30 protein-coding genes and 1 pseudogene are annotated in these 26,687 nt (G+C 68.8%); 19 read left to right on the forward strand and 12 right to left on the reverse strand.

Features of this window, described 5'->3' with window-relative positions; genetic code table 11:
• The first annotated feature begins 43 nt into the window (after positions 1-43).
• A complete protein-coding gene (locus tag ASC98_RS28530; RefSeq protein ID WP_056805612.1) occupies positions 44-1,675 on the forward strand; it encodes an MFS transporter in 1,632 nt (543 codons plus the stop codon).
• A gap of 12 nt (positions 1,676-1,687) precedes the next feature.
• On the opposite strand, the gene ASC98_RS28535 is transcribed toward ASC98_RS28530, so the two are convergent.
• The 7 genes and pseudogenes from ASC98_RS28535 to ASC98_RS28565 form a co-directional block, all read right to left on the reverse strand.
• Positions 1,688-3,496 (reverse strand): hypothetical protein, encoded by a 1,809-nt coding sequence (locus tag ASC98_RS28535; protein WP_056805614.1) that lies wholly within the window; start codon positions 3,494-3,496, stop codon positions 1,688-1,690.
• A 284-nt stretch (positions 3,497-3,780) separates the two neighbouring features.
• Positions 3,781-3,953: pseudogene (locus tag ASC98_RS32025) on the reverse strand (Fic family protein); the annotation flags it as partial.
• Between the two features lie 61 nt (positions 3,954-4,014).
• Positions 4,015-4,923, reverse strand: a complete 909-nt coding sequence (locus tag ASC98_RS28545; protein ID WP_056805619.1) for a polysaccharide deacetylase family protein — start codon at positions 4,921-4,923, stop codon at positions 4,015-4,017.
• On the reverse strand, positions 4,920-6,395 hold the full coding sequence (locus ASC98_RS28550; protein ID WP_056805621.1) for a bifunctional serine/threonine-protein kinase/universal stress protein: 1,476 nt from the start codon (positions 6,393-6,395) through the stop codon (positions 4,920-4,922). The genes ASC98_RS28545 and ASC98_RS28550 overlap by 4 nt, the downstream gene beginning before the upstream one ends.
• A complete protein-coding gene (locus ASC98_RS28555; RefSeq protein WP_056805625.1) occupies positions 6,385-7,128 on the reverse strand; it encodes a metallophosphoesterase in 744 nt (247 codons plus the stop codon). The genes ASC98_RS28550 and ASC98_RS28555 overlap by 11 nt, the downstream gene beginning before the upstream one ends.
• Positions 7,129-7,156: 28 nt before the next feature.
• The gene (gene argF / locus ASC98_RS28560; RefSeq protein WP_056805629.1) at positions 7,157-8,089 is read right to left on the reverse strand and encodes an ornithine carbamoyltransferase; all 933 of its coding nucleotides are present in this window, start codon (positions 8,087-8,089) and stop codon (positions 7,157-7,159) included.
• A complete protein-coding gene (locus ASC98_RS28565) occupies positions 8,086-9,306 on the reverse strand; it encodes an aspartate aminotransferase family protein (RefSeq protein WP_056805632.1) in 1,221 nt (406 codons plus the stop codon). Before ASC98_RS28565 ends, argF begins: the two co-directional genes overlap by 4 nt.
• 222 nt (positions 9,307-9,528) lie before the next feature.
• On the opposite strand from ASC98_RS28565, the gene ASC98_RS28570 reads away from it, so the two are divergent.
• Positions 9,529-9,882, forward strand: a complete 354-nt coding sequence (locus ASC98_RS28570; protein WP_056805635.1) for a DUF3579 domain-containing protein — start codon at positions 9,529-9,531, stop codon at positions 9,880-9,882.
• Between the two features lie 91 nt (positions 9,883-9,973).
• Here the strand turns inward: ASC98_RS28570 and rpsT are convergent, their stop codons facing one another.
• Complete coding sequence (gene rpsT / locus ASC98_RS28575; RefSeq protein WP_047500675.1) at positions 9,974-10,267, reverse strand: 30S ribosomal protein S20; 294 nt, start codon at positions 10,265-10,267, stop codon at positions 9,974-9,976.
• A gap of 125 nt (positions 10,268-10,392) precedes the next feature.
• On the opposite strand from rpsT, the gene murJ reads away from it, so the two are divergent.
• The 11 genes from murJ to ASC98_RS28630 all read left to right on the forward strand — a co-directional run bounded on the left by murJ (position 10,393) and on the right by ASC98_RS28630 (position 20,272).
• Positions 10,393-11,949, forward strand: coding sequence for a murein biosynthesis integral membrane protein MurJ (murJ, locus tag ASC98_RS28580; RefSeq protein WP_056820611.1), 1,557 nt, complete (start codon positions 10,393-10,395; stop codon positions 11,947-11,949).
• A 32-nt stretch (positions 11,950-11,981) separates the two neighbouring features.
• The gene (locus tag ASC98_RS28585) at positions 11,982-12,851 is read left to right on the forward strand and encodes a SirB1 family protein (RefSeq protein ID WP_056820614.1); all 870 of its coding nucleotides are present in this window, start codon (positions 11,982-11,984) and stop codon (positions 12,849-12,851) included.
• Positions 12,852-12,986: 135 nt separating this feature from the next.
• Positions 12,987-14,048, forward strand: a complete 1,062-nt coding sequence (locus ASC98_RS28590) for an AI-2E family transporter (protein ID WP_056805647.1) — start codon at positions 12,987-12,989, stop codon at positions 14,046-14,048.
• Between the two features lie 7 nt (positions 14,049-14,055).
• Positions 14,056-14,730, forward strand: coding sequence for a DnaA regulatory inactivator Hda (gene hda / locus ASC98_RS28595; RefSeq protein ID WP_056805649.1), 675 nt, complete (start codon positions 14,056-14,058; stop codon positions 14,728-14,730).
• Complete coding sequence (locus tag ASC98_RS28600) at positions 14,727-15,398, forward strand: HAD family phosphatase (RefSeq protein WP_056805652.1); 672 nt, start codon at positions 14,727-14,729, stop codon at positions 15,396-15,398. Before hda ends, ASC98_RS28600 begins: the two co-directional genes overlap by 4 nt.
• Positions 15,395-17,005 carry a polynucleotide adenylyltransferase PcnB gene (gene pcnB / locus ASC98_RS28605; RefSeq protein WP_056805655.1) on the forward strand — a complete coding sequence of 537 codons (1,611 nt, stop codon included), beginning with the start codon at positions 15,395-15,397 and terminating at the stop codon, positions 17,003-17,005. The genes ASC98_RS28600 and pcnB overlap by 4 nt, the downstream gene beginning before the upstream one ends.
• A complete protein-coding gene (gene folK, locus ASC98_RS28610; protein ID WP_056805956.1) occupies positions 16,992-17,492 on the forward strand; it encodes a 2-amino-4-hydroxy-6-hydroxymethyldihydropteridine diphosphokinase in 501 nt (166 codons plus the stop codon). Before pcnB ends, folK begins: the two co-directional genes overlap by 14 nt.
• Positions 17,489-17,842 (forward strand): DMT family protein, encoded by a 354-nt coding sequence (locus ASC98_RS28615; protein WP_056805658.1) that lies wholly within the window; start codon positions 17,489-17,491, stop codon positions 17,840-17,842. Before folK ends, ASC98_RS28615 begins: the two co-directional genes overlap by 4 nt.
• Positions 17,839-18,513, forward strand: a complete 675-nt coding sequence (locus ASC98_RS28620) for a deoxynucleoside kinase (RefSeq protein ID WP_235581435.1) — start codon at positions 17,839-17,841, stop codon at positions 18,511-18,513. The genes ASC98_RS28615 and ASC98_RS28620 overlap by 4 nt, the downstream gene beginning before the upstream one ends.
• A 78-nt stretch (positions 18,514-18,591) precedes the next feature.
• On the forward strand, positions 18,592-19,239 hold the full coding sequence (locus ASC98_RS28625) for a DUF47 domain-containing protein (protein WP_056805661.1): 648 nt from the start codon (positions 18,592-18,594) through the stop codon (positions 19,237-19,239).
• Positions 19,240-19,255: 16 nt separating this feature from the next.
• Positions 19,256-20,272, forward strand: a complete 1,017-nt coding sequence (locus ASC98_RS28630) for an inorganic phosphate transporter (protein ID WP_056805666.1) — start codon at positions 19,256-19,258, stop codon at positions 20,270-20,272.
• A 9-nt stretch (positions 20,273-20,281) separates the two neighbouring features.
• Here ASC98_RS28630 and ASC98_RS28635 read toward each other — a convergent pair whose 3' ends face one another.
• Positions 20,282-20,725 (reverse strand): NINE protein, encoded by a 444-nt coding sequence (locus ASC98_RS28635; protein ID WP_056805668.1) that lies wholly within the window; start codon positions 20,723-20,725, stop codon positions 20,282-20,284.
• Positions 20,722-21,264: a GNAT family N-acetyltransferase gene (locus tag ASC98_RS28640; protein WP_056805671.1), complete on the reverse strand. Its 543-nt coding sequence runs from the start codon at positions 21,262-21,264 to the stop codon at positions 20,722-20,724. The genes ASC98_RS28635 and ASC98_RS28640 overlap by 4 nt, the downstream gene beginning before the upstream one ends.
• A gap of 154 nt (positions 21,265-21,418) precedes the next feature.
• On the opposite strand from ASC98_RS28640, the gene rpsP reads away from it, so the two are divergent.
• The 6 genes from rpsP to ASC98_RS28670 all read left to right on the forward strand — a co-directional run bounded on the left by rpsP (position 21,419) and on the right by ASC98_RS28670 (position 25,439).
• Complete coding sequence (gene rpsP / locus ASC98_RS28645) at positions 21,419-21,688, forward strand: 30S ribosomal protein S16 (RefSeq protein WP_056805674.1); 270 nt, start codon at positions 21,419-21,421, stop codon at positions 21,686-21,688.
• Positions 21,689-21,737: 49 nt separating this feature from the next.
• Positions 21,738-22,301: a ribosome maturation factor RimM gene (rimM, locus tag ASC98_RS28650; protein ID WP_200953075.1), complete on the forward strand. Its 564-nt coding sequence runs from the start codon at positions 21,738-21,740 to the stop codon at positions 22,299-22,301.
• Positions 22,302-22,310: 9 nt separating this feature from the next.
• Positions 22,311-23,069: a tRNA (guanosine(37)-N1)-methyltransferase TrmD gene (gene trmD, locus ASC98_RS28655; protein WP_056805676.1), complete on the forward strand. Its 759-nt coding sequence runs from the start codon at positions 22,311-22,313 to the stop codon at positions 23,067-23,069.
• A gap of 97 nt (positions 23,070-23,166) precedes the next feature.
• Positions 23,167-23,520 carry a 50S ribosomal protein L19 gene (gene rplS, locus ASC98_RS28660; protein WP_047584729.1) on the forward strand — a complete coding sequence of 118 codons (354 nt, stop codon included), beginning with the start codon at positions 23,167-23,169 and terminating at the stop codon, positions 23,518-23,520.
• A gap of 220 nt (positions 23,521-23,740) precedes the next feature.
• Positions 23,741-24,424, forward strand: a complete 684-nt coding sequence (locus ASC98_RS28665; RefSeq protein WP_157598100.1) for a CoA pyrophosphatase — start codon at positions 23,741-23,743, stop codon at positions 24,422-24,424.
• A 25-nt stretch (positions 24,425-24,449) separates the two neighbouring features.
• On the forward strand, positions 24,450-25,439 hold the full coding sequence (locus ASC98_RS28670; RefSeq protein WP_056805683.1) for a CobD/CbiB family protein: 990 nt from the start codon (positions 24,450-24,452) through the stop codon (positions 25,437-25,439).
• 11 nt (positions 25,440-25,450) lie between these two features.
• On the opposite strand, the gene rsgA is transcribed toward ASC98_RS28670, so the two are convergent.
• Together rsgA and ASC98_RS28680 are read right to left on the reverse strand one after the other, a co-directional pair.
• A complete protein-coding gene (rsgA, locus tag ASC98_RS28675; RefSeq protein WP_056805686.1) occupies positions 25,451-26,356 on the reverse strand; it encodes a ribosome small subunit-dependent GTPase A in 906 nt (301 codons plus the stop codon).
• Complete coding sequence (locus ASC98_RS28680; RefSeq protein ID WP_056805688.1) at positions 26,353-26,685, reverse strand: 4a-hydroxytetrahydrobiopterin dehydratase; 333 nt, start codon at positions 26,683-26,685, stop codon at positions 26,353-26,355. The genes rsgA and ASC98_RS28680 overlap by 4 nt, the downstream gene beginning before the upstream one ends.
• Positions 26,686-26,687: the final 2 nt, after the last annotated feature.

Below are 26,687 nucleotides of genomic sequence, written 5' to 3' on the forward strand. Positions count from 1 at the left end.
ATCCCACATGTGAATGACGTGGAGGCGGTGCTACCGTTGCGGGATGTCGAGCACGCCCGTCGTTCCGCCCCCCGCCGTTCCGCCACCGGTCGTGCCTTCCACGTCGGCCTGGGCACCGCTCTCGCTGCCGGTGTTCCGCATGCTGTGGGGCACCTGGGTGGCGGCCAACGTCTGCATGTGGATGAACGACGTCGCGGCCGCGTGGCTGATGACCTCGCTGACGACCTCGCCGGTGCTGGTGGCGCTGGTGCAGTCGGCGTCGACGCTGCCGGTGTTCCTGCTCGGGCTGCCGAGCGGCGCGATGGCCGACATCCTCGACCGCCGCCGCTACTTCATGCTGACGCAGGTGTGGGTGGCCGCGGTGGCGGTGGTGACCTGCGCGACGATCGCGTTCGACGCGATGAATGCGCCGCTGCTGCTGGTGCTGACCTTCGCGAACGGCATCGGCCTCGCGATGCGCTGGCCGGTGTTCGCGGCCATCGTGCCCGAACTGGTGCCGCGATCGCAGCTGCCGTCAGCGCTGGCGCTGAACGGCATCGCGATGAACGCGTCGCGCATCATCGGGCCGATCGTCGCCGGCGCGATCATCGCGAGCGCCGGCAGCGCGTGGGTGTTCGTGCTGAACGCGCTGCTGTCGATCGGTGCGGCGTTCACCATCAGCCGCTGGAAGCGCGAGCAGAAGGCGAGCACGCTGCCGGGCGAGCGCTTCCTCGGCGCGATCCGCGTCGGCGTGCAGTACGTGGGCCAGTCGGCGCGCATGCACGTGGTGCTGCTGCGGGTGTCGATCTTCTTCCTGCAGTCGACCGCGCTGCTTGCGCTGCTGCCGCTGGTGGCCAAGCGGCTGCATGCCGGCGGCGCGGGCACCTTCACGCTGCTGCTGGCGTCGATGGGTGCGGGGGCGATCGCCGCGGCGCTGAACCTGCCGCGCATCCGCCGGCGGCTGGGCTCGGACGAGCTGGTGCGCTGGGGCTCGTTCGTGCAGGCGCTCGCGATGGTGGTGGTGGCGCTGGCGCCGAGCGTGGCGGTGGCGGCCATCGCGATGGTGGCGGCCGGTGCGGCCTGGATCTCGGTGGCCAATTCGCTGACGGTGTCGGCGCAGCTCGCGCTGCCCGACTGGGTGCGCGCACGCGGCATGTCGATCTACCAGATGGCACTGATGGGCAGCAGCGCAGCCGGTGCGGCGCTGTGGGGCCAGGTGGCGGCGATGACCGACGTGCGCAGCAGCCTGATGGGCGCGGCCGCGATGGGCTGCGTGGCGCTGCTGCTGACGCGGCGGGTGCGGTTGTCGGCGGTGGGCGAGGAGGACCTGACGCCGGCCAACACGCTGAAGCCGCCGGTGACGGCGCTGCCGCTGGACCCGCACGACGGGCCGGTGCTGATCGCGATCGAGTACCGGATCGACCCGGTGCGCGCCGGCGACTTCCTGCAGATGATGCAGGAGCGGCGCAGCAGCTGCCTGCGCCGTGGCGTGCTGTCGTGGAGCCTGTTCCGCGACACCTCGGACCCGGCGCTCTACGTCGAACAGTTCGTCAACGAATCATGGGCCGAGCACCTGCGTCACTTTGAGCGGATGACGGTGTTCGACATGGAGCTGCGCGAGCGGCGGCTGGGTTTCCATGTGGAGCAGTCGCCGCCGAAGGTGTCGCGGTATGTGGCGCAGGGCTTGGGGTCGTAGTCGTTTTCGCCATCATCTGATGAAACTCTGGAAGAAGTTCGAGACGGTCTGGGCAGCACGCCTGGCCGCCTTTTTCAGACCGACACGATAGGAAGCATCCAGCAGCTGCATGTCCAGGTCCGTGAAATCGACATTGAACTCGTCCCGATGCCACTCACGAAGTTCATGCCTGATCCCTTGCTCTGCGATAAATTCATCCTCGAAGCCACGGCTCAGCAGGTGGTGCGCTTGACACTTCTGCACCTGCCATCGATGAGCTTCGGCCCTCCGGATGGCTTCTTTCAGCGCGTCGCTGTCGGGCCGGCCGGCCAGGATCAATGACTTCAAGGCCTTCTCATCCTCCTTCTTCAGGAGCCTCCCTTTCAAAGGCCATCCGACCATCGCCATGCACAGCGGATCCGCCAGCTCGTGGGTTCCGAAGGCAAAGGCTGAAAAGCTCAGCAAGCCCTTCAAGCGCTCGACGTGTGCTCTGCGCAGTCCCGCAGCTGAATCCAGAGCGGCGGCTGTCTTGTTGATGCGAGACAGCTTGTTCAAGATCACGAGGAGCCTGGCGGGTGGCGAGCGATCGGCCACCAGCTTGCAGGTGATCTCATGCAGGACGTCCCCCGGCAGGTTGCGTTGCAGTGCGGCAGCGAGGAGTCGATGCACCTGGCCTTGAATCTCCCTCCTGGGCAGGAGGTGGTGAGATGCGTCTTTTCGTCGCAGGTAGGCGAGCGTCGGCTTGAGGGCTCGACCTGTGTCGAGTGTGTCGAGCTCCTCGACTCCGCCGGGCTGGCTTTCGGAGGACCCCTGGGCCAGGCCGAAGTTGATGTCGATCTTGATTCCCTTCCACTCTGAATCGCAGAGAGCCATCATGTCTTCGAATTCCGGGATGCCCTGCACTTGCAGCAACGGTGAAATGCGAACGCATTTCAGCGAAGGGCAGCGGGCGATGAGTTCGCGCAGGCACCCGACAGATCCTGTGGGAAAGAATGCCTGCGCTGAGCCCGTTCGCCCGATGATGCTCAGGGCAGCGAGTGGCCGTGCCGCCGTTCCGGGGCTGTCCGGATCCTGTGGTGCCTTTTCGCCCAAGGCTTTCAGCAGATGAGCCAGCGAGTTCAGGTTCCTGCACTCGAAGTGGAGTTCAGTCAGTGACCGACATCCTTCGCCCATCGCCTCGGCTTGTTGCTGTGTCAAGTCGGGCACGCCGAGCCTGAAGGCGACCAGCTCGGTGTTGTGGACGAGGCCCGCCGCGAGTGCGGTGATCCAATCGCCGTCATCGCACACCTGAGGGCTCGAGATGCTCAGCATGGCCAAGCCGCGCAAGCCAGGCAATGCCCAGGCGAGTGACAGCAGGGCGTCGCAACAGGTGATGCAACCGTGCAAGTCCAACTCGAACGGTGCCGTGCGCCTTTCCTTCAGCACATCGCCCAACTCGACGATGCATTCCGTGGTGAGTTCACATCCCGCAGCGAACTCGACCTGATGGACCTGCGGCAGATGCTTCAAGGAACTCGTGACGATGCCAGCACCCTCGACGATGCCTTGCAGGCGCTTGAGCTGGAATGTGTTCACGACCTCGCGAAAGAGATGCTTTTCGCCGAGGGCCAGGCACTGCCTGGCGAACCACAGCGCGCAAGCGGGATGCATGAACGGCGGGTGCCTGGTGAACGCCTTGTCCTTGTATTTGGCTTGGGTTGCCTTGTCGGCCTGGGAGATGTCGATTCCAAGCTCGCGCCCCAGCGTCTCGATGAGCGCCTTGCCTTCGTCGCAGGAGGCTGGCGCCGTGTGGTCTGGCGATGGAGAGACCTTGTGCTGGCGTGATTTCCGGGTGATCTCCATGGCGCCCCTCGGTTCATGAGAAGGGTGAGTGACAGCCACGTCGAAATGGTTCAACCGTCGACGCGCTCAGGCGTGACCCTGGTTCCTCTCCTGCCAGGCCGCAAACTCCAGCGGCCTGAGGCCGAAGCGAACGGCATTGCCTGCATGCAGGGACTTGAACTCGCCGAGGACCAGCTCGACGAAGTGATCACTGTCGCTCGCGTCGACTGTCGGAGGGATCCTGGCCCGCACCGTTGACGCGGTAACCGCATCGCCGCCGCGCACGATGGCCGCGATGACTTCTTGATGATCATCTGGGTTTCCAGCGCATCCTTGCCTTCGGCGGCCTGGCCGACGCAATCAGCCGCTCGGTGTCGAGGCGGCTGTAGGTGTTGCCTTCCAGCCGGGAGGAAGCCCATGACAGGTCGATCAGCAGCCGCGCGAGGATGTCCTTCGCAAACGTGCCTTCCGGCGCCTGGTCCGAAGACCCGGAAGGAATCGCGCCAGTATTGCGCCATCTGAAGTGGCGCGAAATCCATTTATCGCGCCATCTCCTCCATCGCCGACACGATCGCCCCCGGCGTCGTGACCCAGATCTCGCGGTGGTGGTCCATCACGTGCTGCAGCGCGCGCCGCAGGTGGCGCAGCCGGTACGGCTGCCCGACGATGTACGGATGCAGCGCGATGCCCATCACCAGCGGCTGGCGCTGCGACTGCTCCAGCATCTCGTCGAACTGGTCGACGATCATCTGCGCGAAGTCCTTCGCGTCCATCTGCCGCGCGATGATCATCGGGATGTCGTTCAGCTCCTGCGGGTAGGGCACCGCCCACAGCGAGCCGCCGCCGCGGGTGCGCATGCGCACCGGCTGGTCGTCGTGGCACCAGTTCAGCGTGTAGTGGAAGCCGGCCTCGGCCAGCAGGTCGGGCGTGACGTGGCTTTCCGAGATCCACGGCGACAGCCAGCCGCGCGGCGCGAGCGCATGGCGGCGCGTCATCGTGTCGCGGCAGTGCTCGATCAGCGCGCGCTCGTCGGCCTCGGGCAACGATCCCTGCCGGACCGAATTGGTGTGGCCGTGCGCGATCATCTCGTCGCCGCGCTGCACGAAGGCATCGACCAGCGGCGCGCTCAATTCGTACAGCGCGGTGTTCAGGATCACGCCGGCCGGCATCGCGATCTGGTCGAACAGCTCCAGGCAGCGCCACGCGCCGACGCGGTTGCCGTATTCGCGCCAGCTGTGGTTGAGCACGTCCGGGTGCGGCGACGCCGGCCCGAGCGACGCGCCCAGCCCTTCGCCGAACGCGAAATCCTCGAGGTTGAAGCCGAGGTACACCGCCAGCCGCTGCCCGTTGGGCCAGCGGAAATCCGGGCGCTGCGTGATCGGCGAGTAGTCGAAGCGGCCGTGCGTGCGCAGCGGGCCGAAGCGGGGATCGGGCGGCGGGTGGCTCATGCCCCGGGGCGAAGCAAGCTGCGCACCACCGTCACCGTGCAGTCCGACTGCGCGACCACCTCGGCCGACACGCTGCCCAGGTAGCGTCGCAGCCCGCCGCTGCTGCGCGCGCCCATCACGATGTGGTCGACCTGGTTCTTGCGCGCGTAGTCGACGATCGCGGTCGCCGCATCGGGCGCCTCGAGCACGTGGAAGGTCACGCGCCCGGCCTGCTCGGGGCGCGTGGCCTCCAGGTCCTGCAGCAGTGGGCGCGCCCAGTGCTTCAGCTGCACCAGCAGGCCGACGTGCTTGCTGCCGCCGTCCTTGTCGAGCAGCTCGTCCATGCCGATGCGGTTGATCTTCAGCACCGCCAGGCACGCGAGGCGCGCGCCGGGCTCGGTGTGCAGCAGCCGCTGCACGGTGTCGCGCACGGCTTCGAGCAGCGCCGGGTCGGCGTTGGCGACGTCGACCGCCGCCAGCAGGATCGGGCTGCGCGCCGCCTGCCCGGCCGCATTGCCACGCTCGGCCGGCTCGGCACCGAGTGCTGCGAACCAGCGCCGCAGCGTCTGCACGCGGCCGCTGCGTGCACGCCGCGTCGCTCGCTCGGTCAGCACCACCTGCTCCGGGTTCTGCAGCTCGAACGCGAGCTGCGCCGCGCTCTGGTGCCGCTTGTCGGGCTGCACCTCCAGGCAGCGCAGCACCAGCTCCTGCAGCCACGGCGGGCAGTCGGGCCGCCACGCGAGCGGCGGCAGCGGGTCCTGGTAGAGCCGTTGCCTCAGCCCGCGCACGCTGGTCGGCGCGCCGAACGGGCGCTCGCCGGTCAGCAGGTGGTACAGCAGCACGCCAAGCGCGAACAGGTCGCTGCGCGGGTCGTTGCGGATGAACTGCACCTGCTCCGGCGACATGTACGGGCCGGTGCCCATCGGCAGCTCGAATTCCTCGTCGAGCAGGTCGGGCAGGAAGTCGTGGCGCGACAGGCCGAAGTCGACCAGCACCGCATCGCTGCGCGAACCGTCCGGTGCCTTGCGGAACATGATGTTGCTCGGCTTCACGTCGAGGTGCACCACGTGCTGGCGGTGCAGGTCGTGCAGCGCCGTCGCGATCAGCGCGCCGCAGCGCACCACCTCGTCGATCGGCAACGGCGCGTCGTCGAAGCGCTTGCGCAGCGAGTCGCCCGACAGCCGCTCCATCACGATGAACGGCTGCCCGGTGAAGTCGCCTTTCGCGATGAACTTCGGCACATGCAGGCCGCTGATCGACGGCAGGATCATCTGCTCGACCTCGAAGCCGACGATGCTGGTCGGGTCCTCGCCGCCCTTGATGCGCGGCACCTTCATGATCAGCGGCATCGGGTCGTCGCTGTCGAGCCGCGTCACCGCCCACAGGTTGGCCATGCCGCCCTGGTGCAGGTGGGCATCGAGCCGGAAGCCGTCGATGACCTGGCCGGCGGCCAGGCGCCACGGGGACTTCGCCGGCCCGGCCTCAGTGTCCATCGATCAGGCGCTGCGCCAGGCGTGCGGGCAGGCCGGCGGCCAGCACCTTGGCGCTCGCGGCCTCGTGGTCGTAGGGCACGCGGTGGTAGGTGAGGTCGCCGCTGACGGTGTCGAAGGTCGCGTAGGCGGCCGCCGGATTGCCGTCGCGCGGCTGGCCGGTCGAGCCGGGGATCACCAGCCACTGGCGCTGCGGCGACAGCGGGATCGGCACGCCCGGCACCGGCGTGAAATCGCCGACCTTGCCGGTGCCCGACAGGTGGAACAGCAGCGGCTCGTGCACGTGGCCGCAGAAGGTGATGCGCGCATCGGTGGCGTGCAGGCTGCGCACCGCGTCGAGCCGGCCGGTGACGTAGCCCCAGGCGGCCGGCGCGTGGGCGTTGGCATGCACGTAGAGGCGGTCGGCGTCGCGCGCGGTCAGCGGCAGCTTCGACAGGAAGTCGAGCTGCGCCGGCGTCAGGCGCTCGTGCGTCCACGCCGCGGCGTCGCGCGCGTCGGGCACCATGGTCGACTGAGGGCCCTCCACCGCGGCCGCATCGTGGTTGCCCAGCACCGCGATCGCGCCGCCGGCCACATGGGCCTGCACGCAGTCGACCACCCAGCGCGGCTCGGCGCCGTAGCCGACGTAGTCGCCGAGGAACACGTGCTGCTGCACGCCCTGCGACTGCGCATGCGCGAGCACGGCCTCGACGGCCTCGCGGTTGGCATGCAGGTCGGTGACGAGGGCAAGCTTCATGCGGTCTCGCGCCACGGATCGACCGGATTCAACCGATGCGGCCCAGCAGCAGGTATTCCATCAAGGCCTTCTGGACGTGCATGCGGTTCTCGGCCTCGTCCCAGACGACGGATTGCGGGCCGTCGATCACGTCGGCCTCGACCTCCTCGCCGCGGTGCGCCGGCAGGCAGTGCATGAAGAGGGCGTCGGGCTGCGCCGCGGCCATCATCTCGCGGTCGACGCACCAGTCGGCGAAGGCCTTCATGCGGGCCTCGTTCTCGGCCTCGTAGCCCATGCTGGTCCACACGTCGGTGGTCACCAGGTGCGCGCCGGCGCAGGCTTCGAGCGGGTCCTTGAAGACCTTGATGCAGCCGGTGTCGCTGACGCCGGCCGCCTTCGCGTCGACCTCGTAGCCCGACGGCGTGCTGACGTGCAGCGTGAAGCCGAGGATGCTCGCCGCCTGCAGCCAGGTGCTGGCCATGTTGTTGCCGTCGCCGACCCACGCGACCACCTTGCCCGCGATGCTGCCGCGGTGTTCGATGAAGGTGAAGATGTCGGCCAGGATCTGGCACGGGTGGTATTCGTTGGTCAGCCCGTTGATCACCGGCACGCGCGAGTTCGCCGCGAAGGCCTCGAGCTTGGTCTGCTCGTAGGTGCGGATCATCACCACGTCGACCATGCGGCTGATCACGCGCGCGCTGTCTTCGATCGGTTCGGCGCGGCCCAGCTGGCTGTCGCCGGTGGTCAGGTTCACCACCGAGCCGCCCATCTGGTACATGCCGGCCTCGAAGCTGACGCGGGTGCGGGTGGAGGCCTTCTCGAAGATCATCGCCAGCGTGCGGTCGACCAGCGGCGTGTACTTCTCGTAGTTCTTGAAGCGCTTCTTGATGATGGCCGAGCGCTCGAACAGGTAGGCGTATTCCTCGGCCCGGAAGTCCTTGAACTGCAGGTAGTGCTTGATGAGGCTCATGCCGGGCTTCATGGCTTGGCTGGGGTTTCGGACAGGAAGCGCTTGACCAGCGGGCACAGGATGGCCACGATCTGCGCCGCTTCGTCGGCGGTGAGGATCAGCGACGGCACGAGCCGGATCACGCGGTCGGCGGTGACGCTCAGCAGCAGGCCGGCCTCGGCCGCGCGGTTCAGCAGCACGCCGCACGGGCGGTCGAGCTCGATGCCGAGCATCAGGCCCTGGCCGCGCACCTCGACGAAGCCCGGCACGCCCGACAGCTCTCTCTCGATGCCGGCCTTCAGCGCGGCGCCGACGGTGGCGGCGTTCTCGAGCAGCTTCTCTTCTTCCATGATGCGCAGCGTCTCGACGCCGGCGCGCATCGCGAGCGGGTTGCCGCCGAAGGTGCTGCCGTGGTTGCCGGGGCCGAACACGTTGGCCGCCTTCGGGCCGCAGACGATCGCGCCGACCGGCACGCCGGAGCCCAGGCCCTTGGCCAGCGGCATCACGTCCGGCTTGATGCCAGCCCACTGGTGCGCGAACCATTTGCCGGTGCGGCCGAGGCCGCATTGCACCTCGTCGAGCATCAGCAGCCAGCCGCGCTCGTCGCAGATCTTGCGGATGCCCTGCAGGTAGTCGATGGTGGAGACGTTGATGCCGCCTTCGCCCTGGATCACCTCCAGGAACACCGCGACCACGTTCGGGTTCTCGGCCGCCACCTGGCGCACCGCGGCCAGGTCATTCAGCGGCACACGCACGAAGCCTTCGACCAGCGGGCCGAAGCCGGCCTGCACCTTGGTGTTGCCGGTGGCCGAGAGCGTCGCGATCGAGCGGCCGTGGAAGGCCTTCTCGTAGACGATGATCTCCGGGCGCTCGATGCCCTTGTCGTGGCCGAACTTGCGGGCGATCTTCAGCGCGCCTTCGTTGGCCTCGAGGCCGGTGCTGCAGAAGAAGGCGTTGGTGAGGCCGGACACCTCGGTCAGCTTCGCGGCGAGCTGTTCCTGCAGCGGCACCTGGTAGTAGTTGGAGCTGTGGATCAGCTTGCCGACCTGGTCCTGCAGCGCGGCGACCAGCTTCGGGTGCGCATGGCCGACGGTGTTGACGGCGATGCCGCCCAGGCCGTCGAGGTATTTCTTGCCGTCGGTGTCCCACACCCAGCAGCCTCGGCCATGCGACAGCGCGAACGGCAGGCGACCATAGGTCGGCATCACGTGGGGCATCGGCTGGACGGCGGGGGTGGTGGTCGCATTCATTGCGGCAAGGCTCCGTAGGCGCGCGAAGTGCGCGGAAGTGCGAAATACAGGGCAGCCGGGCGCCGCCTGGGGCCTTGGATTCTAAGGGTCGGGTCTGACGCGCCGATAAAGGCACAGGCGCCAACCCTTCGGGGCCCTGGCAATCTGCTGCGGCGCAGCATATTCGCGGCACAATAGCCGCCGGCCGACCCGCCCTCCGTTCGACCCACGCCCGCAGCACGCATGACCTCACCCTTGCCCCGCGAAGTGTTCATCCAAGGCCTCACCAAGGATGGCAAGACCTTCCGCCCCAGCGATTGGGCGGAGCGGCTGGCGGGGGCGATGTCGAGCTTCCGGCCGGGCGGTTCGGCGGGCGGCATCGGGTCGTTCATCGGCTATTCGCCGTACTGCGTGCCGCGCGTGATCAACGGCGTGAAGTGCGTGATCGTCAGCGAGGAGCTGAAGGCGCTGGAGCCGATGGCCTGGGACTTCGTGATGAACTTCGCGCGCGACAACGACCTGCAGGTCGTCGAAGCCTGCCTGCTGCCGAACGGGCAGCTGGCGCCGGTGCCGCCGCCGGCCCAGCAGGCCGCCTGATCCCTCTTCCCATCCAACCCCGCGATCCGGGCGCCCAATGAAAAAGGCCCGCTGAGCGGGCCTTTTCACTTACCACCTGGAATCTTTTCGATCAGGCCGCGAGAGCCTTGATCTTGGCCGACAGGCGGCTCTTGTGGCGAGCGGCCTTGTTCTTGTGGAACAGGCCCTTGTCGGCCACGGAATCGATCACGCCCTGGGCGGTCTTGAAGATTTCGGCAGCCTTGGCCTTGTCGCCGGCGACAACGGCCTTTTGAACGTTCTTGACGACGGTGCGGAACTTCGAACGCAGCGCGGTGTTGGCGGCGTTGAGCTTCACGTCTTGACGCACGCGCTTGCGGCCCGACGCGATGCGGACCGTCTTCTTGACTTTGGAGGAGGTAGCCATGTTTAGCTGAATCCAGGTGGGGCAAAGACCGCGAGTATAGCATTCACAATCCAGTCACGGCAAACGCGGCAGCCGGACGTGAGCATGCGCTACCTATAATCCGCCCGCCTTCCTGCCCCCGCCCCATGAACCTGCTGCGTGCTGCCTCCGTCGTCTCCCTGCTGACCCTGGCGTCGCGCATCACCGGGCTGGGCCGCGAGCTGATGGTGGCCGCGATGTTCGGCGCCGGCGCGTGGACCGACGCCTTCCAGGCCGCGTTCCGCATCCCCAACATGCTGCGCCGGCTGTTCGCCGAAGGCGCCTTCGCGCAGGCCTTCGTCCCGATCCTCGGCGAGACCCGCACCCGCGAGGGCGACGAGGTCACGCACCTGCTGGTCAATGCCGTCGCCACCGTGCTGTTCTGGGCGCTGCTCGTCACCTGCGTGGTCGGCATGGTGGCTGCCCCGGTGATCGTCTGGCTGATGGCCTCCGGCCTCGCGCAGTTCGACGGCGCGGTCGTGATGACGCGCTGGATGTTCCCCTACATCGGCTTCATCTCGCTGGTCGCGCTGGCGGCCGGCGTGCTCAACACCTGGAAGCAGTTCGCGGTGCCCGCCGCGTCGCCGGTGCTGCTGAACCTGGCCGTGATCGGCGCCGGCTGGGGCCTGGCGCCGGTGTTCCGGCGCTGGGGGATCGAGCCGATCTACGCGATGGCCGTCGGCGTGATGGTCGGCGGCGTGCTGCAGCTCGCGGTGCAGCTGCCGGCGCTCGCGCGCATCGGCCAGCTGCCGCGCATCGGCATGACGCCGGCGCGCATCGCCGCGGCCTGGCACCACCCCGGCGTGCACCGCGTGCTGCGCCAGATGGCGCCGGCGCTGCTGGGCGTGTCGGTGGCGCAGCTGTCGCTGCTGATCAACACGCAGATCGCGTCGCACGTCGGGGTCGGCGCGGTGTCGTGGCTGACCTATGCCGACCGGCTGATGGAGTTCCCGACCGCGCTGCTCGGCGTCGCGCTCGGCGTGGTGCTGATCCCGCAGCTGTCGTCCGCCCAGGCGCGCGCCGATGCCGAGGCCTATTCCGGCCTGCTCGACTGGGGCCTGCGGCTGGTGCTGCTGCTGGCGCTGCCGTGCGCGGTGGCGCTGCTGGTGTTCACGACGCCGCTGGTCGCGTCGCTCTACCACCGCGGGGCCTTCCGCGCCGAGGACGTCGCGCAGACCGTGCTCGCGCTGCGCGGCTACGGCGTCGGCCTGATGGGGCTGATCGGCGTGAAGATCCTGGCGCCCGGCTTCTACGCCCGGCAGGACATCCGCACGCCGGTGAAGATCGCGGTGGTCGTGCTGGTGCTGACGCAGCTGATGAATCTGCTGTTCGTGCCGCAGCTGGGCCATGCGGGCCTCGCGCTGTCGATCGGCCTGGGCGCGCTGGTCAATGCCGGCTGGCTGTTCGTCGGCCTGCGCCGCGCCGGCAGCTACACGCCGTCGCCCGGCTGGGCCGCCTTCACCTGGCGGGTGCTGCTGGCGACCACGCTGCTCGGCGGCCTGCTCGGCTTCGTGTCGCTGAAGCTCGACTGGATCGCGCTCGGCCAGCAGGACGGCGCGCGGGTGGTGTGGCTGGCCGCCTGCCTGGGCGGCGCGGCGGTCGTTTACTTCGGCACGCTGTTTGCCACCGGGCTGAACCTCAGGCAATTTGCCCGGCGCGGCTAGGGTGACCACCCTCGGCCCGCTAAACTTCCCCGATGGCCCGTCCGTTGCAGTTCGAAGCGCCCACCGCCCTGGAGTATTTCGCGTCGCTGGTGGCCGATGACGCCAGCCTGTCGCTGACTGAAGCTGCCGTCGCGATCGGGCAGGACGACGATCCCGGGCTCGATGCCCAGGCGGTGCTGGCCGAGATCGACCAGCTGGCGCTGCGCCTGAAGCAGCGCGTCCCGGCCGATGCGGTGCCGCTGCAGCGGCTGCGCCGGCTGAACCACTTCTTCTTCAACGACCTCGGCTTCGCCGGCAACGTCAACGACTACTACGACCCCGGCAACAGCCACCTGGGCACGGTGCTGCGCACGCGGCGCGGCATCCCGATCACGCTGGCGGTGCTGTACATCGAGCTGGCCACGCAGATCGGGCTGCAGGCGCGCGGCGTCTCGTTCCCCGGGCACTTCCTCGTCAAGCTGCACATGCCGCAGGGCGAGGTCGTGATCGATCCGTTCACCGGCCATTCGCTGTCGCGCGACGATCTCGACGAGCTGCTGCTGCCGTACCGCCAGAGCCACGGCCTGGTGGGCGATTTCGACGTGCCGCTCGGGCTGTTGCTGCAGGCCGCGCCGGCGCGCGACGTGCTCGCCCGCATCCTGCGCAACCTGAAGGAAATCCACCTCACCGGCGAAGACTGGCCGCGCCTGGTGCAGGTGCTGAACCGGCTGGTGGTGCTGCTGCCCGATGCCTGGGAAGAGCGGCGCGACCGCGGCCTGGCCTACGCCGAGCTCGGCATGACCGGCGAGGCGCTGCACGACCTGGACATGTACCTGGCCCACGCCCGGGCCGCCGAAGACCAGTCGGCGATCCGCGCCCGCGTTGCCCGGCTGCGCAGTGCCGGACCGCGGCGCTTGCATTGAAGCGGTGCTGACACCGGTTTCAGCCGTTTTCCGGCCCGGCGCCACCGGCCCTTAGAATTTGCCGCTTCCTGCCGGCACCGCCCACCCTGGGTCTCGCTTTCAAAACTGAGCACGCCGGCATCACCGACCCCGTCGATGCAACTCTCTCCCGCGCAGCGTCAATCCCTTTCGTGGCTGGCCATCGCCCTGGTGCTGCTGGTGCTGGTGTGGCTGCTGGCGCCGGTGCTGACGCCGTTCATCGTCGGCGCGGTGCTGGCCTATGCGCTGCACCCGCCGGTCGAGCGCCTGGCCGCGCGCGGCGTGCCGCGCGTGCTGGCGGTGCTGGGCGTCGAGGTGCTGGCCCTGCTGCTGGTGCTGACGGTGCTGCTGCTGATCGTGCCGATCCTGTCGAAGGAGCTGCCGCTGCTGCGCCAGCAGGTGCCGCTGCTGATCGATCGCTTCAGCCTGTGGGCCACGCCGTGGCTCGCGCAGCTGGGCATCCACGCGCAGCTCGACACCGCAAGCATCAAGGAATTCGTCGTCCAGCGCCTGGGCGACAACATGGAGGAGTGGATGGGCACCGTGCTCAGCTCGGCGCGCATCGGCGGCAGCTTCCTGCTGGCGATCGTCGGGAATGCGGTGCTGATCCCGGTCGTGCTGTTCTACCTGCTGATGGACTGGCCGCACCAGGTGAACCGCCTGGAGACCTTGATCCCGCCGCGCCTGCAGCCGGGCGTGCGCAGCTTCATGGCCGAATGCGATGCGGTGCTCGGCCAGTACCTGCGCGGCCAGTTGCTGGTGATGGGCATCCTGGCGGTCTGCTACAGCGTCGGCCTGGCGCTGTTCGGCTTCGACCTGGCGGTGCCGGTCGGCGTGTTCACCGGGCTGGCGGTCTTCATTCCCTACCTCGGCTTCGGGCTCGGGCTGGTGCTGGCGCTGCTGGCCGGCACGCTGCAGTTCGCGAGCGCCTACGGGCTGATCGCGGTCGCGGTGGTCTACGGTGCCGGGCAGGTGCTCGAGAGCGTGTACCTGACGCCGCGCCTGGTCGGCGAGCGCATCGGGCTGAGCCCGCTGACGGTGATCTTCGCGCTGCTGGCGTTCGGCCAGCTGTTCGGATTCGTCGGCGTGCTGATCGCGCTGCCGCTCAGCGCGGTGATGGCGGTGGCGGCCGGGCGCGTGCGCCTCGCCTACCTCGACAGCAAGCTGTTCCGCGGGTGACCGGGCCATGCGCCAACTGCCCCTGTTGATTGCCAGCGACCCGGCGCACACCTTCGAGACCTTCGTCGGCGCCGGCAATGCGCTGGCGCTGGCCCACCTGCGCGGCCTGACGCGCCAGGCCGCGCCGGTGCTGCTGTGGGGGCCTTCGGGCGCCGGCAAGACGCACCTGCTGCGCGCGCTCGCAAGCTCGGTGCAGCAGCAGGGCGGCCGCGTCAGCTGGTTCACCGCCGGCGACGACCTGCCATGGTCATTCGACGAGGGCGACATGCTGATCGTGCTGGACGACTGCGATGCACTCGACGAGGCCGGCCAGCACGCCGCCTTCGCGCTGTTCGTGCAGGCCACGACGCACGGCATCCCGGTGGCCGCCGCCGCCCGCGTGCCGCCGATCGACCTGCCGCTGCGCGAAGACCTGCGCACCCGGCTCGGCTGGGGCCACATCTTCGCGATCGAGCCGCTCGGCGAGGCCGAAGCCCGCGCCGCGCTGCGCCGCGAGGCCGACCGGCGCGGCATCTTCCTGTCCGACGACGTGATGGACTACCTGCTGACGCGCTTCTCGCGCGACCTGAAGCACCTGATGAAGCTGCTCGACCGCCTCGACGAATTCGCGCTCGCGCACAAGCGAGCCATCACGGTGCCGCTGCTGAAGCAGATGCTCAGCGAGGAGGGCGCGCCGACATGAACCTCTGCCTGTTCGACCTCGACCACACGCTGATCCCGCTGGATTCCGACCACGCCTGGGGCGAGCACATGCTTCGCCTCGGCTGGGTCGAGACCGACGAATTCCGCCGCGCCAACGACGCCTTCTACGTGCAGTACCAGGCCGGCACGCTCGACATCCACGAGTACATCGAGTTCGCGACCCGCGCCTGGCGCGGCCGTGCGGCCGCCGAACTGGCCGCTGCGCAGGCCGGCTTCATGCGCGAGGTGATCGTGCCGGCGATGCTGCCGGCCGCGGTCGCGCTGGTGCGCGACCACCAGGCGCGCGGCGACCTGGTGGCCATCGTCACCGCGACCAACGAGTTCGTCACGGCGCCGATCGCCCGGGCCTTCGACGTGCCCCACCTGCTCGCGGTGGAGCTGGAGCGCGGCCCGGCGGGTAACATCACGGGCCGGATCCACGGAACACCTTCGTTTCGAGACGGCAAGACAACCCGCACCCGCGAATGGCTGGCAGGCCTGGGGCACCGGCTGCAGGATTTCGAACGCATCAGCGTCTACAGCGATTCGCCGAACGACCTGCCGCTGCTGGAATGCGCCACCGATCCGGTGGCAACCAACCCCTCGCCGACGCTGGAATCCCTGGCGCGTGAGCGAGGCTGGCGTGTACTACAACTATTCACCCAATGATCAAGAAGTTCATTGACAAGCTGCTGGGCAAGACCAGCACCCCGATCGCGGTGCCCAAGGGCAAGCGGGTCGAAGTCCCGGCCAGCGAGCACGGCATCGACCCGGCGCTGGTTGACGAGAACGCGGTCCGCGTCGTGCAGACCCTGGCCGATGCCGGCTACGAGGCCTACATCGTCGGCGGCGCGGTGCGCGACCTGCTGGTCGGGCTGCGGCCGAAGGATTTCGACGTCGCCACCAACGCGACGCCCGAGCAGGTCAAGGGCCTGTTCCGGCGCGCCTTCATCATCGGCCGGCGCTTTCGCATCGTGCACGTGGTGTTCGGCCGCGGGCGCGAGCACGAGGTGATCGAGGTCTCGACCTTCCGCGCGATGATGGACGCCGCGGCCTCCGAGCAGGTCAGCGGCAACGAGAAGACCTCGAAGAGCGAGCTGGCCGGCAAGACCCATGCGGTCGATGCGAGCGGCCGCGTGCTGCGCGACAACGTCTGGGGCCCGCAGATCGAAGATGCGGCGCGCCGCGACTTCACGGTCAATGCGATGTACTACGACCCGCAGCGCCAGATCGTCGTCGACTACCACGGCGGCATCAAGGACGCGAAGAAGAAGGTGCTGCGCATCATCGGCGACCCGGTCACCCGCTACCGCGAAGACCCGGTGCGCATCATCCGCGTCGTGCGCTTCGCGGCCAAGCTCGGCTTCACGATCGACCCGAAGACGCGCGCGCCGATCCGCGAACTGGCCGCGCTGCTCGACAGCGTGCCGGCCTCGCGCACCTTCGATGAGATGATCAAGCTGCTGCAGACCGGCCATGCGCTGGCCAGCATCGAAGAGCTGCACAAGCAGGGCCTGGCCGGCGCGGCGCGCGGGCTGTTCCCGATCCTCGACGTGATGCTCGACGATGCGCAGAAGCACCCGGCACGCCAGAAGTTCGTGCAGCTCGCGCTGGCCGACACCGACCGCCGCGTCGCCGAAAGCAAGCCGGTGGCGCCGAGCTTCATGCTGGCCTGCATGCTGTGGCACGAGGTGCTCGACCGCTGGCTGCGCCTGAAGAAGGGCGGCGAGGCGCCGTTCCCGGCGCTGCAGCAGGCGATCGATGCGGTGTTCGATGCGCGCATCGGCGACATCTCCGGCCGCGGCAAGCTGGCCGGCGACATGCGCGAGATCTGGCTGATGCAGCCGCGCTTCGAGCGCCGCACCGGCAACGGGCCGTTCACGCTGGTCGAGCAGCCGCGCTTCCGCGCCGCGTTCGACTTCCTGCGGCTGCGCGCCGATGCCGGCGAGATCGACGCCGAGCTGGCGCGCTGGTGGGAAGACTTCTCGCTGGCCGATCCGGACGAGCGGCACCGGCTGATGCAGGGCAAGCGCGACGGGTCGCGCGATGGTCCTCGCGAGGCCCCGCGGCGTTCGTCGGGCCCGCGCGCAGCGGCCGCGACGCGCGACCCGGCGCCGGCGAAGGCAGGTGACGCCGCCGAGGCGGACGATGCGACCGACGCGGTGGACGGCGACCTGTCGGCCGAACCGGCCCGCAAGCGCCGCCGTCGCCGTCGCAAGCCGGGTGGCGGTGACAGCGGTGGCGCTCCTGCCGCCGGTGGCGATGCCGGCGAATGAGGCCCACGCCGAATGGGCCTTCATCGGCCTGGGCGCGAACCTGGGTGATGCCCGCGCAACGCTGATCCGCGCGCTCGACGACGTGGCCGCATTGCCCGGCGTCGAGGCACTGCAGGCCTCGCCGCTGTACCGCAGCAAGCCGGTCGATGCGCAAGGCCCCGACTTCGTCAACGCCGTCGCGCGACTGCGCACCACGCTGGCGCCGCTGGCGCTGCTGGCCGGCCTGCAGGCCGTCGAGGCCGCCCATGGCCGCGAGCGGCCGTACCGCAACGCGCCGCGCACGCTCGACCTCGACCTGCTGCTGTATGGCGACCAGGCGATCGACGAGCCCACGCTGATCGTGCCGCACCCGCGCATGCACCTGCGGGCCTTCGTGCTCGCGCCGCTGGCCGACCTGGCCCCCGACCTGCAGTTGCCCGGCCGCGGCGGTGTCGCGGCGCTGCTGGCCGGACTCGACTCCCAACCCCTCTCCCGGATCGACCCATGAATGCCATCCCCGTCTCGGTGCAGACCGTCCTGCTGCTGATCGCGTCGAACGTCTTCATGACGGTCGCGTGGTACGGCCACCTGAAGAGCCTGGCCGACAAGCCGTGGTTCGTCGCCGCGTTGATCAGCTGGGGCATCGCGCTGTTCGAGTACCTGCTGCAGGTGCCGGCCAACCGCATCGGCTATGCCGGCGGCTTCTCGCTCGCACAGCTGAAGATCACGCAGGAGGTCATCACGCTGGGCGTGTTCGTGCCGTTCGCGATGATCTACATGGGCCAGCCGTTCAAGCTCGACTACGTGTGGGCCGGACTGTGCCTGGTCGGCGCGGTGTTCTTCATCTTCCGGTCGTGAGCGCTGCCGTGGTCACGGGGCTGGAGCGCTTCCGCCACATCGCGATCGAAGGGCCGATCGGCGTCGGCAAGAGTTCGCTCGCGCGCCGGCTGGCGGCCCATCTCGGTGCGGAGTCGATGATGGAGCAGGCCGGCGAGAACCCGTTCCTCGAGCGCTTCTACGCCGACCAGCCCGGCTATGCGTTCCAGACGCAGGTGTTCTTCCTGTTCCAGCGGCTGCGCCAGGTGCGCTCGCTGGCGCAGCCAGGCATGTTCTCGCAGGCCGTCGTCAGCGATTTCGTGTTCGCGAAGGATGCGATCTTCGCGAGGCTGAACCTGAGCGACGAGGAATACGGGCTGTACAGCCAGATGTATAGCCAGGTCGCGTCGCAGGTGCCGCAGCCCGACCTGGTGATCTGGCTGCAGGCGCCGACCGCGACGCTGCTGCAGCGCATCCAGCGCCGCGCGATCGCGATGGAGCAGCGCATCGGCGCCGACTACCTGCAGCGCCTCGCCGACGCCTACGCCGGCTATTTCGAGGGCTTCGACGCGGCGCCGGTGCTGGCCATCAACACCGAGCACTTCAACCCGATCGAGCGCGATGCCGACTGGCACGCGTTGCTCGACCGGCTCGGCGGCTTCCGCGGCCCGCGCGAGTTCTTCGACCCCTGGGCGCAGCCCCGGTTGACGTGAACCGCCCGGCTACACTGCGCCGTGTGAAAAATTGGCGACAGCGCGATGGCGGCGCGGCCGATCCCCAGGAGACCCCCGATGCTGTTTGGCAAGCTGTTGCCGCGTGAAGGCAATTTCTTTGAACTGTTCAACCAGCACGCTGCGTTCATCGTCGAAGGCGCGCGCGCCTTCATCCTGATGATCGAGAACTACGGCGACCTCAACCTGCGCGAGAAGCATGCGAACGAGGTGGTGGCCGCCGAGCGCGCCGCCGACCGCATCACCGCCGAGGTCAACCGGCTGCTGCACAAGACCTTCATCACGCCGATCGACCGCGAGCAGATCCACGGGCTGATCAACGCGATGGACGACATCGTCGACCTGCTGCAGGACGCCACCGAGACCATGCAGCTGTACGACGTGCGCGCGATGACCGAAGAGGTGCTGCGCCTGGGCGACCTGAGCGCCAAGTGCTGCGAGCGCGTGCAGCACGCGGTGTCGCTGCTGCCCCGGCTGAACCAGCACGACGCGAGCGAGGCCGCGATCAAGACCTGCGAGGAGATCGACAAGCTCGAATCCGACGCCGACCGGGTGATGCGCGCCGCGATGTCCAAGCTGTTCCGCGAAGAGAAGGACGTGCGCGAGCTGATCAAGCTGAAGGCCATCTACGAGCAGCTCGAATCGATCTCCGACCGTTGCGAGGACGTCGCCAACCTGATCGAGGGCGTGGTCCTCGAGAACTCCTGACCGGCCGGGGCTGCGGATGCAATCGGTCCAGGTCGCCTTCTGGGTGGTGGCGCTGCTGGTCGCGCTGGCCATCGTCTTCGATTTCATGAACGGCTTCCACGACGCGGCGAACTCCATCGCCACCGTGGTGTCCACCGGCGTGCTGAAGCCGCAGCAGGCGGTCGTGTTCGCGGCTTTCTTCAACGTGCTGGCGATCTCGGTGTTCCACAACCTCACGGTGGCGGCCACCGTCGGCAAGGGCATCATCGTGCCGGGCGTCGTCGACCACCACGTGGTGTTCGGCGCGCTGATCGGCGCGATCGTCTGGAACGTCGTGACCTGGTGGTACGGCATCCCGTCGAGCTCGTCGCACGCACTGATCGGCGGCATCTGCGGCGCGGCGATCGCGAAGGCCGGCGTCGGCGTGCTGGTCGGCGGCGGCCTGCTGTGGATCGTCGCCTTCATCTTCATCTCGCCGGCACTCGGCTTCCTGCTCGGCTCGCTGGCGATGGTGGCGGTGGCCTGGATCTGCCGGCGCAGCTCGCCGCTGCGGGTCGACAACTGGTTCCGCCGGCTGCAGCTGCTGTCGGCCGGCCTGTACAGCCTGGGCCACGGCGGCAACGACGCGCAGAAGACCATCGGCATCATCTGGATGCTGCTGATCGCCACCGGTTATGCGGCGGCCGACTCGAAGGCGCCGCCCGGCTGGGTCATCGGCAGCTGCTACCTGGCGATCGGCCTGGGCACGATGTTCGGCGGCTGGCGCATCGTGCTGACGATGGGCCAGAAGATCACGAAGCTGAAGCCGGTCGGCGGCTTCTGCGCCGAGACCGGCGGCGCGATGACGCTGTTCCTCGCGACCGCGCTCGGCATCCCGGTGTCGACCACGCACACCATCACCGGCGCGATCGTCGGCGTCGGCTCGGTGCGGCGCGCCTCGGCGGTGCGCTGGGGCGTGGCCGGCAACATCGTGTGGGCCTGGGTCTTCACGATCCCGGCGGCCGCGTTCGTCGCGGCGATCGCCTACTGGGCGAGCTTCACGATGTTCCCGTGACGGTTCGACTCACTGGCTGATCTTCCGGGCTTCCTCGACCTGGTACTCGAAGTAGCGCTGGCCGCCGAAGGCGATCGTCGCCATCAGCACGGTGGCGCCCAGCAGCAGCGCGATCACGACGCCGATCACCGCCGCCCAGCCGGCCGGCGCGACCGGCTCGCCGGCGTTGAAGCGCAGGCTCCATTTCTCGTCGGGCATCAGCCCGTAGACGATGGCGGCCAGCATCGCCGCGGCGACCGCGATGCCCAGCAGCGGGATCAGCGCCCACGACAGCGGGTCGTCCTGGCCGATGCGGATCACCCGCAGCACGCCATAGGCGCCGATCAGCGTCGGCACCGGCCACAGCCAGCCCCACACGTCGCGCGGGCCGTGCAGGTAGAAGCGGTGCAGCCCGAGGCTGCCGCCGACCAGCGCGATCCAGGTCGCGAGCGTCTTCGACTTCGCCATGCTCATTGGCCCGCCGCCGGCGGCACGGCGTCGCCGCTGCCGAGGGCCCGCTGCATCAGCACCACGTCGAGCCAGCGATCGAACTTCCAGCCGGCGGACTTCATCAGCCCGGTGTGCTCGAAGCCGAGGCTGCGGTGCACGCCGATCGAGCCGGCGTTGGCCGAATCGCCGATCACCGCGAGCATCTGGCGTGCGCCCAATGCCTCGCACTGCGCCATCAACGCGGCCAGCAGCGCCTTGCCGGCGCCTTGTCCGCGGGCCGCGTCCGACAGGTAGATCGAGTCTTCGAGGCAGAAGCGGTAGGCGCGGCGCGGCCGGAAGTGATTCGCGTAGGCATAGCCGAGCACGTCGCCGCCGCGTTCGGCCACCAGCCAGGGCAGGCCCTTGGACAGCACGTCGTCGCGCCGGCGGGTCATCTCGGCGAGGTCCGGCGCCTCAAGCTCGAAGGTGCCGGTGCCGTGCAGGACATTCCAGCCATAGACGGCGGTGATGGCGGGAAGGTCGGCAGCCGTGCTGGCGCGGATCGTGATGGGGCTCTCGGACATGGCGGGTGGCGAGTTGGTCGGAGGAGTTTATAATGTCGGGTTTCGGTGACGGTCGACCCGGAGGGTCGGCGTATCTACGGCACCGGCCCCCGATCTGCTTGCCCTGAGTGTCTCCTGGTGCGGTGGATGTTTTCGACAATCTCAAGGAAACAACATGGTCGTGATTCGACTCGCACGTGGTGGCGCCAAGAAGCGTCCGTTCTACAACATCGTCGTCGCTGATTCGCGCGTCCGCCGTGACGGCCGCTTCATCGAACGCGTCGGCTTCTACAACCCGGTGGCGTCCGGTGGCGAACAGCCGCTGCGCGTGGCATTCGACCGCATCGAGCACTGGGCTTCGGTCGGCGCCCAGCTGTCGCCGACGGTCGAACGCCTGGTCGCCCAGGCCAAGGCCGCGACCCCGGTCGCCGCTGCCGCGGCCTGAAGCCGGGCTTGAGGACGTGTCGACGACCGCCGCGCCGGTGCCTGCCGGGATGACAGATCCCGCCTGGCCCGAGGATGCGGTGGAGATCGGCAGGATCCTCGATGCCTGGGGTGTGAAAGGCTGGGTTCGCGTCCAGCCTTTCGCCTCCGATCCCCAGGCTCTGTTTTCTTCGCGCCGGTGGTTCGTGAAACCGCCGGAGCCTCAGGGCATCAAGCTGCCGGCGACTGCCGCAGCCGCCTTTCCGTCCTTGCTGAAGGTCGTGCAGGTCAAGGAGCACGGCGACGGCGTCGTCGCCCAGGTGCAGGACGTCGGTGACCGCAACGGGGCCGAGGCCTTGCGCGGTGCGCGCCTGTTCGTCAGCCGCGCGAGCTTCCCGACCGCCGCGAAGGACGAGTACTACTGGGTCGACCTGATCGGCATGACGGTCGTGAACCGCGAGGGCCAGACCCTCGGCACGGTCGCCGGCCTGATCGACACCGGCCCGCACAGCGTGCTGCGGCTCGCCGCCGCGACGCCGGCCGAGGAGCGGCTGATCCCGTTCGTCGGCGCCTACGTCGACGATGTCAGCATGGACCAGCGCCGCATCACCGTCGACTGGGGCCTCGACTACTGATCCCGCGCGATGCGCTTCGACGTCGTCACGCTGTTCCCGGAGTTGTTCTCGCCCCACCTCACCGTGGGTGTGACGCGCCGCGCGTTCGAATCGGCACAGGTCGACGTGCGGCTGTGGCCGCTGCGAGATTTCGCCGACGACAACTACCGCCGTGTCGATGACCGCCCGTATGGCGGCGGACCCGGCATGGTGATGCTGGTCGAGCCGCTGGAGCGTGCGCTCGCCACCATCCGCAGCGAGCGGGGCGATGGCGCCGCGGTGCCGGTCGTGCATTTCACACCGACCGGGCGTCGCATCGACCAGGCCGTGATGCGCGAGTTCGCGGCCGGCCCCGGCGCGGTGCTGCTGTGCGGCCGCTACGAGGGCATCGACCAGCGCTTCATCGACCGCCACGTCACGTTGGAGCTGAGCCTGGGCGATTTCGTGCTGTCCGGCGGCGAACTGCCGGCGCTGGCGCTGCTCGACGGCGTCGCCCGGTTGCAGGACGGCGTGCTGGGCGATGCGCAATCGCACCAGCAGGACAGCTTCTCCGACGGCCTGCTCGACTGCCCGCACTACAGCCGGCCCGAAGTTCTCGACGCGGCGGACGGCCCGGACGCGGTGCCGCCGGTGCTGCTGTCGGGGCACCATGCCGAGATCGCCCGCTGGCGGCGCGACCGTTCGCTCGAGATCACCGCCCGGCGCCGCCCCGAATTGATCGCTGCCGCCCGCGAGCGTGGCGAACTCAGCAAACTCGACGAGAAGTTCCTCGGCGGCCTCGGGCTATAATCGCAGGCTTTTCGATCCTCTACCGGGCGTGGTCGCCTTCTTCTTGAGCGGCCACACAAATCTGCAAACCGCGCCGGCAAGATCACAGGAGAACCCCATGGATCTGATCCAGACCCTCGAGCAAGAAGAAATTGCTCGCCTCAACAAGACCATTCCCCCCTTCGCTCCCGGCGACACGGTGATCGTCAGCGTCAACGTCGTCGAAGGCACGCGCAAGCGGCTGCAGGCCTACGAAGGCGTCGTGATTGCCAAGCGCAACCGCGGCCTGAACTCCAGCTTCATCGTGCGCAAGATCTCGAGCGGCGAAGGTGTGGAGCGTACGTTCCAGCTGTACAGCCCGCTGATCGCGACGATCGAAGTCAAGCGCCGCGGCGATGTGCGCCGCGCCAAGCTGTACTACCTGCGCGACCGTTCGGGCAAGTCGGCCCGGATCAAGGAAAAGCTCGCCTGACGAAGTCAGGGCCGACGCAGTCGGTCTGCCGCGAAGCGGCAAAGCGAGCTTTCGCGCGCAGCGCAAAAGCTGGCTGACGGGGTCAGTCCAACTTTCGCGCGCAGCGCAAAAGCTGGCTGACGGGGTCAGTCCAACTTTCGCGCGCAGCGCAAAAGCTGGCCGGCACCCCGGCAAAAAAGCCGCCTCACACGAGGCGGCTTTTTTCTTGTCCAATCGCTCCATGCCGCTGAGCTTCAACCCGCTGGAACTGCCCGTCGAGGGCATCGACGACCACCTTCCCGCCGTTGCGCTGCCGCAGCTCTCGCCCGAGGCCTTGCGCCGCCGCTTCCTCGCGCCGCCGGCGTGGTCGCCCGAGGTTTCCGCCGAGCGCGCCTTCGGTACCCGCGCGCCGGCACATGCGTCGGTGCTGGTGCCGCTGGTGCAGCGCGAGGTCCTGTGCGTCGTGCTGACCCAGCGCACCGACCACTTGACCGACCATCCCGGCCAGATCAGTTTCCCCGGCGGCCGTGCCGAAAGCTACGACGCCGACGCCGTCGACACCGCGCTGCGCGAGGCGACCGAAGAAATCGGCCTTGCGCGCGAGTATGTCGACGTGCTCGGCAGCCTGCCCCTCTACACCACCGGCACCGGCTTCATCGTGACGCCGGTGGTGGGCCTGCTGCGCGACGGCTTCACGATGCAGGCCGATCCGTTCGAGGTGGCCGAGGTGTTCGAGGTCCCGCTCGCGTTCCTGATGAGCCCGGCCAACCACCGCCGGCACAGCGTCGAGGTCGGTGGCGTGAAGCGCGAATTCCTGTCGATGCCGTGGACCGGCGTCGCCGCCGATGGCCGGCCGCGCCAGTACTTCATCTGGGGCGCGACCGCGGCGATGCTGCGCAACCTGTACCGATTCCTCGCCGCATGATGCCTCGCCGCTATCATCGCGGGCCATGAGTTTCTTCGCCGTCCTGTTCGCGCTGCTGATCGAGCAACTGAAGCCGCTGCCGCGCCGGAACTTCGTGCACGACGGCCTGACCGGCTGGATGCGCTGGACCGGCCGCAACTTCGATGCCGGGCAGGACCACCACGCGTGGGTCGTCTGGTGCGTGACGACGCTGGTGCCGGCGCTGCTGGCCTGGGGGGTGTTCGCCGTCGTCGTGCACTTCAGCCTGGTCGCGGCGCTGGCCTGGAACGTCGTCGTGCTGTACCTGACGATGGGCTTCCGCCAGTTCAGCCACTACTTCACTGACATCCGCGATGCGCTCGAGCGCGGCGACGAGCTCACCGCGCGCCGGCTGCTGGCCGAATGGCGCCACCTCGACGCCAGCGAGCTGCCGCGCGCCGAGCTGCTGCGCCACGTGATCGAGCATTCGCTGCTGGCCGCGCACCGCCATGTGTTCGGCGTCTTCTTCTGGTTCGTCGTGCTGTCGTCGCTCGGCCTCGGGCCGGCCGGCGCGGTGTTCTACCGCATGGCCGAGTTCGCCAGCCGCTACTGGGCCTTCAAGAGCCGCACCGTCGGCGCCCCGGTCAACGAGCGGCTGCTGGCGCTGTCGCAGCGCCTGTTCGGGCTGATCGACCACCTGCCGGCGCGGATGACCGCCTTCGGTTTCGCGGTGGTCGGCAACTTCGAGGAGGCGGTGTCGTGCTGGCGCCGCGATGCCGGGCTGTGGAAGCATGCCAACGAAGGAATCATCCTGTCGGCGGCCGCGGGAGCGGTGGGGGTGCAGCTCGGCGGCAGCGCCGCGCCGGGCGTGACGCCCGACCGCTCGAAGACCTTCGACAGCGGCGCGCCGGACGAGCTGTCGAATGCCGAAGGCTCGACGCCGGGGGCGCCGCCGCAGGTCGGCCACCTGCGCAGCATCGTCGGGCTGGTGTGGCGCTCGGTGGTGCTGTGGATGCTGCTGCTGGCGCTGTTGTCGCTGGCCAACCTGATCGGCTGATCAGCAAGCGCTCAAAAGCGCTGCCGGCTCAGCTCGTCGCGGATCTCGCCATAGATGCGGTGCCGCGACTCGCTGATCTCGCCCCGCGCCAGCGCGGCCAGCACACCGCAGCCGGGCTCGTGCTGGTGGGTGCAGTTGTAGAACTTGCAGTCGGTGGCCGCGGCGCGGATGTCCGGCATCAGCATCGCCAGCTGCGCCGCCTCGATCTGCCGCAGGCCGAATTCCTGGAACCCCGGCGAGTCGATCAGCCCCGTCGTGCGTTCGGCATCGAGCCAGTACCACTGCGTCGAGGTCGTCGTGTGGCGGCCTGAATTCAGCGCCACCGAGATGTCGCCCACCTGCGCGCGCGCATCGGGCGCCAGCAGGTTGATCAGCGTGCTCTTGCCGGTGCCGCTCGGCCCCAGCACCAGCGTCGCGCGCCCGGCGAGCAGCGGGCCGAGGCGGTCGCGTGCCTCCTGCGGCCGCGTCTTCAGCGCCAGCTCGATCACGTCGGCGCCCATCGCGCTGTAGGGCTTCAGGCGCTCGCGCGCTGCGGCGATCTGCGGCAGGTCGGCCTTGTTCAGGATGATGCGCGTCGGGATGCCCGCGCTCTCGGCCGCGATCAGCGCGCGCGCGAGCTGCGATTCGCTGAACACCGGGTCGGCCGCCACCAGCACCAGCAGCTGGTCGAGGTTGGCGGCGAACGACTTGGTCTTCCATTCGTCCTGGCGGAACAGCAGGTTGCGCCGCGGCTCGACCTGCTCGATCACGCCTTCGTCGCCGGTGACCTGCCAGCGCACGCGGTCGCCGACCACGCAGGCGCTCTTCTTGCCCCGCGGGTGGCAGACGATGCGCTTGCCGTCGGACGTCTCGACGATGTAGTGCCGTCCGTGGCCCGCGACCACCAGCCCGCTGTCGAGCGCGACCGCGAGGCTCAAGCGAGGAAGGCGACGAGCGCGTCCGCCTTGGCCGCGCAGATGAAGTCGTTCTGCGAGATGCCGCCGACCGAGTGCGTGTTGAAGCGCGCGACGCAGCGGTCGTAGCTGACGGCCAGCTCGGGGTGGTGGTCCTCGGCGTGCGCGATCCACGCCAGCGCGTTCACGAACGCGATCGTCTCGTGGTAGTTCTTGAAGCTGAAGGTCTTCTCGATGGCGCCGTTGTTCAGGTGCCAGCCGCTGACCTGCGCCAGGTGGCTGTGGATTTCGTTCGGGCCCATCGCGTCGGCGCCTTCCAGCGCCTTGCATTTCAGGTGCAGCAGGTTGCTCATGG

Origin of the sequence: Rhizobacter sp. Root1238 (assembly GCF_001425825.1) — a bacterium.
GTDB lineage: Bacteria > Pseudomonadota > Gammaproteobacteria > Burkholderiales > Burkholderiaceae_C > Rhizobacter.

Coding starts and splice junctions, on each gene's coding strand:
- ASC98_RS28635 (WP_056805668.1), bottom strand. CDS start 20,725: ATGAGCATGGCGAAGTCGAAGACGCTCGCGACCTGGATCGCGCTGGTC.
- trmD (WP_056805676.1), top strand. CDS start 22,311: ATGCGCTTCGACGTCGTCACGCTGTTCCCGGAGTTGTTCTCGCCCCAC.
- argF (WP_056805629.1), bottom strand. CDS start 8,089: ATGAAGCCCGGCATGAGCCTCATCAAGCACTACCTGCAGTTCAAGGAC.
- ASC98_RS28670 (WP_056805683.1), top strand. CDS start 24,450: ATGAGTTTCTTCGCCGTCCTGTTCGCGCTGCTGATCGAGCAACTGAAG.
- rplS (WP_047584729.1), top strand. CDS start 23,167: ATGGATCTGATCCAGACCCTCGAGCAAGAAGAAATTGCTCGCCTCAAC.
- rimM (WP_200953075.1), top strand. CDS start 21,738: ATGACAGATCCCGCCTGGCCCGAGGATGCGGTGGAGATCGGCAGGATC.
- ASC98_RS28640 (WP_056805671.1), bottom strand. CDS start 21,264: ATGTCCGAGAGCCCCATCACGATCCGCGCCAGCACGGCTGCCGACCTT.
- ASC98_RS28600 (WP_056805652.1), top strand. CDS start 14,727: ATGAACCTCTGCCTGTTCGACCTCGACCACACGCTGATCCCGCTGGAT.
- rpsP (WP_056805674.1), top strand. CDS start 21,419: ATGGTCGTGATTCGACTCGCACGTGGTGGCGCCAAGAAGCGTCCGTTC.
- ASC98_RS28625 (WP_056805661.1), top strand. CDS start 18,592: ATGCTGTTTGGCAAGCTGTTGCCGCGTGAAGGCAATTTCTTTGAACTG.
- ASC98_RS28680 (WP_056805688.1), bottom strand. CDS start 26,685: ATGAGCAACCTGCTGCACCTGAAATGCAAGGCGCTGGAAGGCGCCGAC.
- ASC98_RS28570 (WP_056805635.1), top strand. CDS start 9,529: ATGACCTCACCCTTGCCCCGCGAAGTGTTCATCCAAGGCCTCACCAAG.
- ASC98_RS28615 (WP_056805658.1), top strand. CDS start 17,489: ATGAATGCCATCCCCGTCTCGGTGCAGACCGTCCTGCTGCTGATCGCG.
- ASC98_RS28665 (WP_157598100.1), top strand. CDS start 23,741: ATGCCGCTGAGCTTCAACCCGCTGGAACTGCCCGTCGAGGGCATCGAC.
- pcnB (WP_056805655.1), top strand. CDS start 15,395: ATGATCAAGAAGTTCATTGACAAGCTGCTGGGCAAGACCAGCACCCCG.
- murJ (WP_056820611.1), top strand. CDS start 10,393: ATGAACCTGCTGCGTGCTGCCTCCGTCGTCTCCCTGCTGACCCTGGCG.
- ASC98_RS28630 (WP_056805666.1), top strand. CDS start 19,256: ATGCAATCGGTCCAGGTCGCCTTCTGGGTGGTGGCGCTGCTGGTCGCG.
- ASC98_RS28585 (WP_056820614.1), top strand. CDS start 11,982: ATGGCCCGTCCGTTGCAGTTCGAAGCGCCCACCGCCCTGGAGTATTTC.
- rpsT (WP_047500675.1), bottom strand. CDS start 10,267: ATGGCTACCTCCTCCAAAGTCAAGAAGACGGTCCGCATCGCGTCGGGC.
- ASC98_RS28590 (WP_056805647.1), top strand. CDS start 12,987: ATGCAACTCTCTCCCGCGCAGCGTCAATCCCTTTCGTGGCTGGCCATC.
- ASC98_RS28545 (WP_056805619.1), bottom strand. CDS start 4,923: ATGAGCCACCCGCCGCCCGATCCCCGCTTCGGCCCGCTGCGCACGCAC.
- ASC98_RS28555 (WP_056805625.1), bottom strand. CDS start 7,128: ATGAAGCTTGCCCTCGTCACCGACCTGCATGCCAACCGCGAGGCCGTC.
- ASC98_RS28550 (WP_056805621.1), bottom strand. CDS start 6,395: ATGGACACTGAGGCCGGGCCGGCGAAGTCCCCGTGGCGCCTGGCCGCC.
- folK (WP_056805956.1), top strand. CDS start 16,992: ATGCCGGCGAATGAGGCCCACGCCGAATGGGCCTTCATCGGCCTGGGC.
- hda (WP_056805649.1), top strand. CDS start 14,056: ATGCGCCAACTGCCCCTGTTGATTGCCAGCGACCCGGCGCACACCTTC.
- ASC98_RS28565 (WP_056805632.1), bottom strand. CDS start 9,306: ATGAATGCGACCACCACCCCCGCCGTCCAGCCGATGCCCCACGTGATG.
- ASC98_RS28535 (WP_056805614.1), bottom strand. CDS start 3,496: ATGGAGATCACCCGGAAATCACGCCAGCACAAGGTCTCTCCATCGCCA.
- ASC98_RS28530 (WP_056805612.1), top strand. CDS start 44: ATGTCGAGCACGCCCGTCGTTCCGCCCCCCGCCGTTCCGCCACCGGTC.